Annotated in this window: 9 protein-coding genes and 1 tRNA gene; 8 read left to right on the forward strand and 2 right to left on the reverse strand. The window is 63.8% G+C overall.

Annotated features, from left to right (window positions below; all coding sequences use genetic code 11):
- Nucleotides 1-153 precede the first annotated feature (153 nt).
- The 6 genes from FIU91_RS04995 (at nt 154) to FIU91_RS19745 (ending at nt 6915) form a co-directional block, all read left to right on the forward strand.
- Nucleotides 154-786: a glutathione S-transferase family protein gene (locus FIU91_RS04995; protein ID WP_216651627.1), complete on the forward strand. Its 633-nt coding sequence runs from the start codon at nt 154-156 to the stop codon at nt 784-786.
- A 110-nt stretch (nt 787-896) separates the two neighbouring features.
- Complete coding sequence (locus tag FIU91_RS05000; RefSeq protein WP_093010289.1) at nt 897-1208, forward strand: ETC complex I subunit; 312 nt, start codon at nt 897-899, stop codon at nt 1206-1208.
- A 287-nt stretch (nt 1209-1495) separates the two neighbouring features.
- Nucleotides 1496-3133 (forward strand): peptide ABC transporter substrate-binding protein, encoded by a 1638-nt coding sequence (locus tag FIU91_RS05005; protein WP_254702048.1) that lies wholly within the window; start codon nt 1496-1498, stop codon nt 3131-3133.
- 81 nt (nt 3134-3214) lie between these two features.
- Nucleotides 3215-4138, forward strand: a complete 924-nt coding sequence (oppB, locus tag FIU91_RS05010) for an oligopeptide ABC transporter permease OppB (protein ID WP_152461678.1) — start codon at nt 3215-3217, stop codon at nt 4136-4138.
- A gap of 10 nt (nt 4139-4148) precedes the next feature.
- Nucleotides 4149-5078 carry an ABC transporter permease gene (locus FIU91_RS05015; protein WP_152461679.1) on the forward strand — a complete coding sequence of 310 codons (930 nt, stop codon included), beginning with the start codon at nt 4149-4151 and terminating at the stop codon, nt 5076-5078.
- A gap of 1 nt (nt 5079) precedes the next feature.
- Nucleotides 5080-6915, forward strand: coding sequence for a dipeptide ABC transporter ATP-binding protein (locus tag FIU91_RS19745; RefSeq protein WP_152461680.1), 1836 nt, complete (start codon nt 5080-5082; stop codon nt 6913-6915).
- A gap of 70 nt (nt 6916-6985) precedes the next feature.
- Here FIU91_RS19745 and katG read toward each other — a convergent pair whose 3' ends face one another.
- A complete protein-coding gene (gene katG / locus FIU91_RS05025; protein WP_152461681.1) occupies nt 6986-9271 on the reverse strand; it encodes a catalase/peroxidase HPI in 2286 nt (761 codons plus the stop codon).
- A 178-nt stretch (nt 9272-9449) separates the two neighbouring features.
- On the opposite strand from katG, the gene FIU91_RS05030 reads away from it, so the two are divergent.
- Both FIU91_RS05030 and FIU91_RS19750 read left to right on the forward strand, forming a co-directional pair.
- Nucleotides 9450-9526: transfer RNA gene (locus tag FIU91_RS05030), tRNA-Arg, on the forward strand.
- Nucleotides 9527-9603: 77 nt separating this feature from the next.
- Nucleotides 9604-11043 carry a calcium-binding protein gene (locus FIU91_RS19750; protein WP_152461682.1) on the forward strand — a complete coding sequence of 480 codons (1440 nt, stop codon included), beginning with the start codon at nt 9604-9606 and terminating at the stop codon, nt 11041-11043.
- On the opposite strand, the gene FIU91_RS05040 is transcribed toward FIU91_RS19750, so the two are convergent.
- Complete coding sequence (locus FIU91_RS05040) at nt 11040-12194, reverse strand: exo-alpha-sialidase (protein ID WP_152461683.1); 1155 nt, start codon at nt 12192-12194, stop codon at nt 11040-11042. The two genes, FIU91_RS19750 and FIU91_RS05040, sit on opposite strands and share 4 nt — an antisense overlap.

Below are 12194 nucleotides of genomic sequence, written 5' to 3' on the forward strand. Positions count from 1 at the left end.
TGGGTGTCCCAGCGTTCCCTCGAGGAAGGTTGGGCCCGCCGCGGCGAAACGACGTTGACGATCTCGTGCAGGACGCCGGGCCAGCGAGGCCGGTCTCGCAGTGGAACCCGGCGTCTTCGGGTCTACCTGTCACCACGACGAAAAGGAGGCATCATGTCCAAGACCATCCTCTACGGCTTCAACGGCTCGACCTATGTGCGAACGACGCGAATTGTCATGCGGCGCAAGGGTGTCGAGTACGACCAGGTCCCTGTCGATGTGCTCGAAGGCGAGCCGAAACAACCCGAACATCTCGAGCGGCACCCTTTCGGCAAGGTGCCGGTGCTCGACATCGACGGGCACCGCATCCGCGAGACCGATGCGATCGTGCGCTACATCGAAGCGACCCGCGACGGACCCACGGCGATGCCCGAGGACGCCTGGGACCGCGCCCGCATGGACGAGATCATCTCGCTCATTCACGGTTACGGCTATGACGCGCTCGTCGGTGCGGCCTTCTATCACCTGATGCCCGGTTTCATCGGCGACCCGGACGAGGCGCAGCATCACAAGACGGTCGAGACGGCCAAGACCTTCATGCGCCTTGTCGGCGAGATACGGGGCGATGATCCCTGGCTCGCAGGGGACAGCGTGAGCCTCGCCGACTACTATCTCGCGCCGCTTGTCTTCTATATCGGCCTGACGCCGCACCGGCACGAGTTCCTCGAAGCGGGCGGCTTGTCGGAGTGGTGGTCCAGCATCTCGGACGATCCCGATTTCGCCGCGACCGAGCCCGATATGGGTTGAGCCGCACAAAGGCCGCCGGCGCGCTGGACAAGGTGCCGCGCGGCCTTTGACATCGCTTGCATAGCCCCCCATTTTTACGGATAAGCCCATCTTGAAGACGGAGGTCACTCATGCGCGCACGCATCTATCAGCCCGCCAAGACGGCCATGTCCTCGGGCTGGGCGAAAACAAAGCACTGGGTTCTCGAGTTCGTGCCGGAAAGCCCGCGCACGGTCGATCCGCTCATGGGCTGGACCTCGTCGGATGACACGCAGGCACAGGTTCGGATGACCTTCGAGACCAAGGAAGCCGCTGTGGAATATGCCCGCGATCACGGCATCGACGCACAGGTCTTCGAGCCGAAGCGGCGCAAGCATAACGTGCGCCCGCGTGGCTACGCGGAGAATTTCGCCTATCACCGCCGGTCGGCCTGGACGCACTGAGCGTTACCGACCGGACCGACAAACAGATGAGCCGCGTCGCGCAAAGCACTGACGCGGCTTTCTTTTATTTTCCGGTCGGTCGGGCGCCCCAGGATGTTTTTCACAAGCCCGCCATTGCGTTTGTCGCACCTCACTCAGCAGTGATCCGCCGAAACATCGCTCGACGCGACGTAAAGATCTTCCTTAGGTTGCGGCCATTCTTGGTCTTGCTACGCTTTGTGCAGTTTCGGCCACGCGACCCTTTAGGTCCGACGCCGGAGAACCTTTTCCGATACAGGGAGAAAGATTTGACCCGCATCACGCGATTGACCCTGACGGCATTGCTGTCGAGCACCGTTCTGACCGGTGCAGCCACCGCCGCCTTCGCCCAGGACACGCATCCTGAAACCGGCGAGGAACTGGCGGAAGACCAGACTTTTACCTATCGCCTGCTTGACGATGTCAGCTCCCTCGATCCGCAGATCGTCGAGGACGTGGACGGCTCCGACGTCGTTCGCGACCTGTTCGAAGGTCTGATGAACCAGGACGCGCAGGGCAACCTCGTGCCGGGCGTTGCCACGGGCTACGAGGTCAGCGACGACAACCTCACCTATACCTTCACCCTCCGGGAAGATGCGCGCTGGTCGAATGGCGAGCCGGTCACCGCCGAGGATTTCGTCTACGCCTGGCGTCGCGCGGCCGATCCCGCGACCGCTTCGCCGTATCAGTGGTTCATGGAGCTGATGTCCATCGAGGGCGCGTCCGAGGTCATCTCCGGGGATGCCGAGCCCGACACGCTGGGCGTCCGCGCGATCGATCCGCAGACCTTCGAAGTCACGCTGACGACGCCGCTGCCGTATTTCGCGCAGATGACAACGCACTCGACCACCTTCCCGACGCCGCAATCGGTGATCGAGGAGCACGGCAACTCCTGGACCCAGCCCGAGAATATCGTCTCGAACGGTGCCTATGTTCTGACCGAGTATCGCCCCGGCGAGCGGATCGTGCGCGAGCGCAACGAGGAATACTGGAACAACGAGGAGACGATCCTCGACCGCACCGTCGGCCTCATCATCAACGACGAGAACGTGGCGCTGACACGCTACCTCGCAGGTGAGCTCGACCGGACGGAGATCCCCGCCGGCCAGTTCCAGCGGCTGAGCGAAGAATACCCCGAAGAGGCAACGAGCTTCCCGCGCCTGTGCAACTACTACTATACCTTCAACCTCAGCGATTCGGGCCCCGAGGCGTTCAAGGATCCGAATGTCCGCAAGGCGCTGGCGCTCGCGGTCGACCGCGACATCATCGTGAACAACGTCAAGGGCGGGGGCTGGCCGCCGGCTTATACCTTCACGCCCGATGCGGTCGCGGGCTTCTCCCCGCCGACGACCGAAATGGCCGAGATGACCCAGGCCGAGCGTGACGAACGCGCCAAAGAGCTTCTGGCCGAGGCCGGCTACGGCGAGGACAACCCGCTCGAGTTCGACATGATCTACAACACCGACGAGGCGCACCAGAAGATCGCCGTCGTCATGAGCCAGATGTGGAAGCAGAAGCTCGGTGTCGAGACCAACCTGTCGAACATGGAGTGGAAGGTCTTCCTCGAGACACGCGGCCAGCAGGATTTCGATCTCGCGCGCGGCGCATGGTGCGGTGACTACAACGAGGCATCGACCTTCCTCGACCTGCTCGATACCGATTCGGGCTACAATGACGGTAAGTACTCCAACCCCGACTACGACGCCCTTCTCGAAGAGGCGAAGACGGCCGAGGATACCACGCCGCTCTACACCGAGGCCGAGGAGATCATCGCCGAGGACATGCCGGTGATCCCGATCTACCATTATGCGGGCGTCTACATGCTCGACAGCGATGTCGGGAACTGGCCCACCGAGAACGTGGAGCAGAACTGGTACTCGCGTAACCTCTACAAGATCGCCGAGTAAGCACACCCGGTCCGAGCGCCGCCCTGCATTCTCCGACACGGGGGATCGGGCGGCGCTCTCGTTTTTCGCGGATTTCGTCACATGCTGCTTTATACCCTTCGCCGCCTCCTGGTCGCGATTCCGACGATCCTTTTGCTGGTGATCGCGGCCTTCTTCATGATGCATCTCGCGCCCGGCGGGCCCTTCACCTCCGAGCGGCCGCTGCCGCCCGAGGTAATGGCCAATATCCAGGCGCAATACGGTCTCGACCAGCCGCTGTGGAAACAGCTCTGGGACTACTTCTTCAACATCGTCGTCAATTTCGACTTCGGCCCCTCCTTCGTGCAGAAGGACCGCTCGGTGAATGACGTGATCGCGCAAGGCTTTCCGATCTCGCTGACCTACGGCGCGCTGTCCTTCCTCGCGGCCACGGTGATTGGCGTGATCCTCGGCATCGCGGCGGCGATCCGGCACAACAGCTGGGTCGATTACTCGGCGGTCTCGCTCGGTATCGCGGCGCAGGCCCTTCCGAATTTCATCATGGGTCCGATCCTGATCCTCGTCTTCACGCTCTGGCTGGGCCTTCTGCCGGGCGGCGGCTGGAATGGCGGTCAGTGGGAATATCTCATCATGCCGGTCATTGCGCTCGCCACCTCTTATATCGGGTCGATCGCGCGGATCACGCGCTCCTCGATGCTCGAAGTGATGAACTCGAACTTCATCCGAACCGCGCGGGCCAAAGGGCTGCCGGACCGCACGATCATCTGGCGGCACGCGATGAAGCCGACGCTGTTGCCGGTCGTCTCCTACCTGGGGCCGGTCTTCGTCTACGTGCTGACGGGCTCGGTCTTCGTGGATCTTTACTTCTCCACCGGGGGTCTCGGGCAGTCCTATGTCAGCTCAGCGCTGACGCGGGATTACGCGGTGCTTCTCGGCATCACGATCCTTTACGGCGCGCTGACCGTGATCGTGAACCTTCTCACCGACCTGGCCTATGCCTGGTTCGATCCGAAAATCCGGTACTGAGGGGCGGGCAATGTTTGGTAGATCTGAAAAAGCCGCTGCACTCTCGGCGGACATCACCGATTTCAAGGCCGTTCGCGGCCGGTCGCTCTTTCGCGATGCGATGGGGCGCTTCGTGCGCAACAAGGCGGCGATGGCGAGTGTCGTCATCCTGACGCTGATCGTGGCCTTCGTCATCTTTGGCCCGCTTTTCGCGGTCTGGGACAACGAAGAGATCGACTGGGCGAACATGGGCGATATCCGCCGCATGGGCGCACCGTCGCTCGAGAACGGGCATTATTTCGGCCTCGACGAGCTTGGCCGGGATCTATACTCGCGCACGATCCAGGCGACCCGCACATCGCTGCTCGTGGGTCTCATCGGGGCGACGATGGCCCTGATCGTCGGCACAGCCTGGGGCGTCATCGCGGGCTTTTACGGCGGACGGCTCGACAGCGTGATGATGCGCTTTGTCGACATCCTGCTCGCGATCCCGCTGACGCTTGTCCTCATCTTGATCCTCGTCGTGGCAGGACGCAGCTTCATCGCGCTTTTCCTCGCGCTCGGCGCCGTGTCGTGGCTGACGATGGCGCGGATCGTGCGGGGGCAGACGCTGACCCTGAAGACGCGCGAGTTCATCGAGGCCGCGCGGGCAGGGGGCGTCTCCGAACCTGCGATCATCTTCCGGCATATCCTGCCGAACCTCATCGGGGTGGTGATCGTCTACGCCTCGCTTCTCGTGCCCGAGATGATCCTTGCCGAAAGCTTCATCTCCTTCCTCGGCCTTGGCATCTCCGAGCCGATGACCTCGCTCGGCAGGCTCATCGCCGAAGGGGCCGGAACGATGGCCTATGGCACGCTTTGGCAGCTGATGTTCCCCTTGTTCTTCTACGTCACGATCATCATCACGATGTTCTTCATCGGTGATGGCCTTCGTGACGCGCTCGATCCGAAGGATCGCTGACATGACCGATGTGACACAGACCTCGACGGCCGGCAGCATCCTGTCGGTGAAAGACCTAAAGGTCGGATTCGAGACGCCAGACGGGACCGTCGAGGCGGTAAAGGGCGTCTCCTTCGACATCCGTGCGGGCGAATGCCTCGGCATCGTGGGCGAGTCGGGCTCCGGCAAGAGCCAGAGCTTCATGGCCGCGATGGGACTTCTGCCGCCGAACGGACGCGCGACGGGATCGGTGAGCCTGCAGGGGCACGAGATCCTCGGCCAGCCGATCTCGCATCTCAACCGCGTGCGCGGGGCCGATGTTGGCATGATCTTCCAGGATCCGCTCACCGCGCTCACGCCGCATCTGAAGGTCGGCGACCAGATGGCCGAGGTTCTGAAGGTCCACAAGGGCCTGACCGGACGCGCGGCCCGGCGCCATTGCCTCGACTGGCTCGAGCGCGTGCGTATTCCCGAGGCGGAACGGCGTCTCGGGCAATATCCGCACGAATTGTCGGGCGGGATGCGCCAGCGGGTGATGATCGCGCAGGCCATGCTCTGCGAGCCGAAGCTTCTGATCGCGGACGAGCCGACGACCGCCCTCGACGTGACGGTGCAGGCCGAGGTGCTCGACCTCATGGACAATCTCAAGCACGAGCTCGGCACGGCGATCGCGCTCATCACCCACGACATGGGCGTCGTGGCGCGGATGTGCGATCGCATCAAGGTCATGCGGTTCGGCGAATTCGTGGAGGACGGCTCGGTCGACGATGTGTTCTCGAACCCGCAGCACGCCTATACGCGCCGGCTGCTCGAGGCGATGCCGCGGATCGACAAGGGCGATGCCGGCGGCCAGGTCGCAGGCGAGGAGATCCTGCGCGTCGAGGATCTGAAAGTGCATTTCCCGGTCAGCGTGAAGGGTGGCCTTTTCGGGCGCACCGTGCCCCTGCGCGCGGTCAACGGCGTCAGCTTTGGCGTACGCGGCGGCGAGACGCTGGGCATTGTGGGCGAGTCGGGTTGCGGCAAGTCCACGCTCGCGCGCGCGGTCCTGCGGCTCATCGAGCCGTCCGATGGCAGCGTGAGCTGGCTCGGCAGCCCGCTCCACGCCTTCGACAAGTCCGCGCTGAAATCGGCGCGAAAGGATCTGCAGATCGTCTTCCAGGATCCGCTCGCGAGTCTCGATCCACGCATGACCATCGCCGACAGCATCGCCGAGCCGCTCAAGACCTTCCGCCCCGATCTCACGCGCCGCGAGCGCCACGACGAGGTCATCGCGATGATGGAGCGGGTCGGGCTCGAGCGCGAGAAGTTCAACCGCTATCCGCACGAGCTCTCGGGCGGGCAGAACCAACGCGTCGGCATTGCGCGGGCGATGATCAACAAGCCCAAGCTCATCATCTGCGACGAGGCGGTCTCCGCGCTCGACGTGTCTATCCAGGCGCAGATCGTGACGCTGCTGAAAGAGCTTCAGGCCGAGTTCGGCATGTCGATGCTTTTCATCAGTCACGATCTGTCGGTGGTGCGCGAGATCTCCAACCGGATCATGGTGCTGTATCTCGGCCGGATCGTGGAGATGGGGGAGGCCGACACGATCTGCGCGCGGCCGGTTCATCCCTATACCCGCTCGCTGATCTCGGCGGTGCCGGTGCCCGATCCGCAGGTCGAACGCATTCGCCAGCGCATTCGCCTGCCGGGCGAATTGCCCTCGCCGCTCGATACCAAGGCGGCGTTGCGGTTCCTGCCTTCCAAGCTTGAAGCGGGAGAGACCGATTACGTGCCCGAGCTGCGCGAGATCGCGCCGGGCCATTTCGTGGCGGAGCATGACGATCTCGAGGTCATCATGAAGTCCGAGGCGGCCTGACGGGCAATCGCACACCCGGACAAGAAAAAAGCCCGCCGGTCTGGCGGGCTTTCTTCGTTTCAGGAATGGTTTACGCCGCCACGTCGTAGCGGTCGAGCATCATCACCTTGGACCAGGCGGCGACGAAATCCTTCACGAGCCGTGCCTCGCCGTCGCTTGCGCCATAGACTTCGGCGATCTGGCGCAGCTGGCTGTTCGAGCCGAAGACAAGATCGCAGCGCGTGGCGGTGAATGCAGTTTCGCCACCCTCTCGCGTCTTGATATCGAACAGCATCTCGCTCTCGTCCTGCGGCACCCATTCGTAGTCCATGCTGGTCAGAACGTCGAAGAAGTCATTCGACAGAACCCCCGGCCGATCAGTGAAGAGCCCATGCTTGGAGCCGTCCCAGTTCTGGTCGAGTACCTTGAGCCCGCCTGCAAGCGCCGTCCATTCCGGCGCGGTCAGCGTCAGGAGCGCCGCGCGGTCGAGAAAGATCTGCTCGGGCGAGATATCGTAGCCGATATCCGTGCGGTGGTAGTTGCGAAACCCGTCCGAGACCGGCTGCAACCATTGGAACGTCTCGTCCGTCCATTCTTGGCTTGCATCCATACGGCCGGGCGTGAAGGGCACCTCGACATCGTGGCCTGCATCTTTCGCGGCCTTCTCGACCGCTGCCGCGCCGCCGAGGACGATGAGGTCGGCCATAGAGACGCGCTTGCCGCCGGTTTGGGCCGCGTTGAACTCGGTCTGGATCTTCTCCAGCGCCGCGATCACCTCCGCGAGCTCAGCCGGACGGTTCACTTCCCAATCCTTCTGCGGCCAGAGCATCACCCGCGCGCCGTTCGCACCGCCGCGCTTGTCGCTGTCGCGATAGTTCGATGCCGATGCCCAGGCGGCCGAGACGAGCGCGGGCACGCCAAGTCCTGTTCCGAGTATCTTCGCCTTCAGATCCGCGATGTCCGAGGCATCGACCACCTCGTGATCGAGCGCCGGGATCGGATCCTGCCAGGGCAGGTCTTCTTCGGCGACCTCGGGGCCGAGATACCGGACCTTTGGGCCCATGTCGCGATGGGTGAGCTTGTACCAGGCGCGGGCGAAGGCGTCCGAGAAGTAGTCGAAATCATTGAGAAATTTCTCGCAGATCTTGCGATATTCGGGGTCTTCCTTGAGCGCGATGTCCGAAGTCATCATCATGAGCGGGTGCTCGACACCGTCAAGATGCGCGTCCGGCGTCTTGGGCGCATCGGGATCTTTCGGCTTCCACTGGATTGCGCCTGCGGGGGAGGAGGTCTGCTCCCACTCATAGGCGAAAAGGTTGGTCAGGTAGTCGTTGTCCCATTTCGTCGGATTGGGGGTCCACGACCCTTCGATCCCGTTGGTCATCGTGTACTCGGCAAAGCCGGTGCCTTCGGGATTCATCCAGCCCATGCCCATCGCCTGCATCGGTGCGCCCTCGGGGGCGGGGCCGATCTTGTCGGCACTGACCGCGCCGTGCGACTTTCCGAACGCGTGACCGCCCGCGATGAGCGCAACCGTCTCCTCGTCGTTCATCGCCATCCGGGCGAAGCTTTCGCGAATATCGCGCGCGCTCTCGAGCGGGTTGCCGTTGCCGCGCGGACCTTCCGGGTCGACATAGATCAGAGCCTGGTGCGTTGCGCCGAGCGGATTTTCGAGCTCGTAATAATCCTCGTCCGGCTCTCCGTTCCAGCGCATGGTTCGGGTGACCATCTGGTTCGGATGCCCTTCGAGCGGCCCCGGCGCGGTCTCGGACGGCTTCTTGCCGTTCCAGCCTTCAGGCCCCCAATAGGTCGCGCGGTCCGGCTCCCAGGCATCGATGCGCCCGCCGCCGAAACCGAAGGTCTTGAACCCCATGATCTCCAGCGCGCAATTGCCGGTCAGCACGATCAGGTCGGCCCAGCTCAGCGCGGCACCGTATTTTTTCTTGATGGGCCAGAGCAGGCGACGCGACTTGTCGATATTGCCGTTGTCCCACCACGAATTGATCGGCGCGAAGCGCTGCATCGCCTCGCCAGCGCCGCCACGCCCGTCCGCGATCCGGTACGTGCCCGCGGAATGCCAAGCCATGCGGATCATCTGCGGGCCGTAATTGCCGTAGTCTGACGGCCACCAGGAGACCGAAGAGGTCAGCAGCCCCTTGATCTCGCGCTTGAGCTCCAGCAAGTCGATCTTCGAGAACGCCTCGGCATAATCGAAGGATGTCCCGAGGGGATCCGCCTCGGCGGGGTTCTGGTGCAGTAGTTCGACCTTCAGCCGGTTCGGCCACCAATGGTCGAGCTGCGGCTCGGAGCCGATCGCTCCGCCGACCCGGTCGCCGCGAAACGGGCAGCGCCCTTCGGTCTGTGCGTTATCTTTCATGAGGCTGGTCCTTCTGAGCATTCCTTGAGCCGCGATGGCGTGGCATCCAGTGATCCCCGCGCACGGCTCTTGAGGGCAACACATGAGGCGCGCATTCGGTTCGTCCAGCCTCGGAAACGTGAGGAGGCCCGCACGCTCTTGCCTCGCGTCGTCTTTCGCGGCATCACCGAGGCCGTGCGGTCCCTTAGCTCAACTGGATAGAGCAGCTGACTTCTAATCAGCAGGTTGAGGGTTCGAGTCCTTCAGGGATCGCCAGAACAGCCTTTTCCAAGCTGAGCCCTTGACCGCTTGCGCGGCCTGCGTCCTACTTCGCACAAGCGTAGGAGGGGCGCATGGCGATACCGATCCAGCCAACAGGACCGACCGAGGCTGACGCGATCCGCGCCGCGGCGTTTCTGGCGCGTATCGTGAACGGGGAGAGCGAGTTCGCGCCCGGTTTCGCAGACCCCTCCGTGGAGAACGGATATGGCGACGATTACGCGGGCTTCATTGCCGCTGCGACAGCGGATGCGCCGGGCGGCTCCTGGCATGTTCTGAGCGCGGAGGATTTTCCGCCGGGCAGCTTCGGCGCGGACGTGCGCTACACCGAGGGCGGGCTCTATGTCGGCGGGCCGCGCAACGGGGCCGAGGCCTTGGCGGTGCAGGCAGAGATCGGCGGCGAGACCGTGCTGATCTTGACCTTCCGAGGCTCGGACGGTGTGGACGCGCTACTCGGCCAGACCTTCACCGCCCAAGGCGCTGCGGCGTATTACGACGACCTGTCTCCGATCATCGAGGCGGCGGCGCTTTATGCGGGCGATCCCGCGAACGGGATCGATGCGGTGATCGTGGCAGGGCACAGCCTCGGCGCGACGATGGCCGACATTTTCACGCTGACAGATGCCGATCTTTTCGCCGGGCTCCCTCTGACGGTTGTGTCGATCGCCTCCGCAGGCATCCCTCCCGGCCTTTTCCCCGATGCAACCGGTCCGTTGACCGCGCCGGAGGCCGTCACGCATATCGGCATCGGGCATGCCGGCGATCCGATCCGCTTTCCCGAGGCAGAGCCACTTCTGATCAACCAGGTATTGGTCAACAATCTGCATTTCGCGCCCGACATCGTGATCGAATTGCCGAGCGTCGACACCGATGTCCGGGGCGATCCGCCCTTCGGGGCGGAGCACAGCTCGGTTCTCTACTGGGAAAATCTCGCTGCGCTCACCGATGATCCTCTTTTCGAGTTCTACGAGGATCAGACGCTGATCTTCGGCGCATCGGACTACGCGACGGTCCCAGACTACAGCGGAGAGGGCACGCTGCCTTCCGGCGAGGTCATCGGCGCGGAGGGCTTTTCCGTGGACGATGACGCGCCGGGGCTCCTCGGAACGGAAGGCGATGATTTCATCCTCGGGCTCGACGGCGACGACCGGCTGCTCGGGCGCGCTGGCGATGATCTTCTGTCCGGTGGAGAGGGCGCGGATACGCTCATCGGCGGGGCGGGCGATGATGTCCTTCTCTTGCGTACGGGCGATGCCGCATCCGGCGGCAGCGGCGCGGATCGGTTCATCGCCGATGCCGGAGCGGACAGCGCGCTGATCCTCGGTTTCGATCCGGGCGCTGACGTGATCGACCTTGCGCTGACCGGCGCGGAGGAGGCAGATCTTGTGATCCGATCCGGCGCATTCGTGGCGCATGTCGATTACGGATCCGGCGCGCTCACGCTCTTCGGCGCCGGCACGAGCCTTGTCTCGCCCGAGGATTTCGTCTTCGCCGAGCCCGAGCTTCTGGTCTAGGCGGCGGGCAGGTCCACCGCCTCGACCGACAGAATTGTAGGCAGATGGCGCGCGATCTCGGACCAGCTCTCGCCCGCGTCGTGGCTGGCGAAGAGAGACCCGGTATTGGTGCCGAAATAAATACCGAGGCTTTCCTTGCCGCCCGTGGACATCGCCTGCCGCAGAACCGTGAAATAACAGTTCTTCTCAGGCAGTCCGGCCTGGTGCTTCGTCCAGGAGGCGCCTCCATCCCGGGTGCGCCACACCGCCGCCGAGGCGTCCGGCGGAAAGCGCCCGGCCATGTCGCCATTGAGCGGGATTACCCAGGCCGTGTCGGGGTCGTCTGGATGCGAAGCGATGGGAAAGCCGAAGGTCGAGGGCAGGCCCTGACCCACATTCTCCCACGAGCGGCCGCCATCGGCCGACCGATAAGTGCCGTGGTGGTTTTGCTGCCAGATCACGTCGCCCGCGGCAGAGGCCGCGCGCACCATGTTGTGCACGCAAAAACCGATGTCCTCGGCGGTGCCGGCGGCGGGGTGGGCGGAGACCTCTGAGGGTGTATTCGCACGCCGGACCCGCCGTTCCCAGCTGTCGCCACCATCCTCGGAGGCGAAAACGCCTGCCGCGGAGATTCCGACCCAGAGCTTCGCGGCATCGCGCGGATCGGTCAGGATCGTGTGCAATGTCAGACCCGCCGCGCCGGGAGCCCAGTCGGTTGCGGTGGGATGGTCGGTCAGCGCATCGAGCGCGTGCCACGTCTCTCCGCCATCGGTGCTCTTGAGAAGCGTTGCGGGCTTGGCCCCGGCATAAAGCGCATCGCCCGAGAGATGCAGCGACCAGATCGCATGCAGCCTGTCCGCGAAGGGCGCATCGCGCACGGGCTCGAGCCCGAACATCTCGCGTGCGCTTTCGTCGGCCTCGAGCCAGCTGTCTATCTCACCGGTGGACAGCTTGGCGAGCCGCCAGTTTTGTCCCCCATCGCTCGAGCGGAAGACGCCCGCGCCAAGAAAGTCGTTGCCTCCACCGGCCCAGATCGTGCCGGTCTCAGGGCAGCCGGCCATGTGATTTATCGGCCAGCCTTCGCAATGCGGGCCGGAGATTTGCCAGTCCGTGCCCGTGTCTTGGGTCAGAACGAATGCGCCTTTGGTGGTGCCGACAAGAAGATGGGTCAT

Origin of the sequence: Roseivivax sp. THAF30 (genome assembly GCF_009363575.1) — a bacterium.
Taxonomy (GTDB): domain Bacteria; phylum Pseudomonadota; class Alphaproteobacteria; order Rhodobacterales; family Rhodobacteraceae; genus Roseivivax; species Roseivivax halotolerans.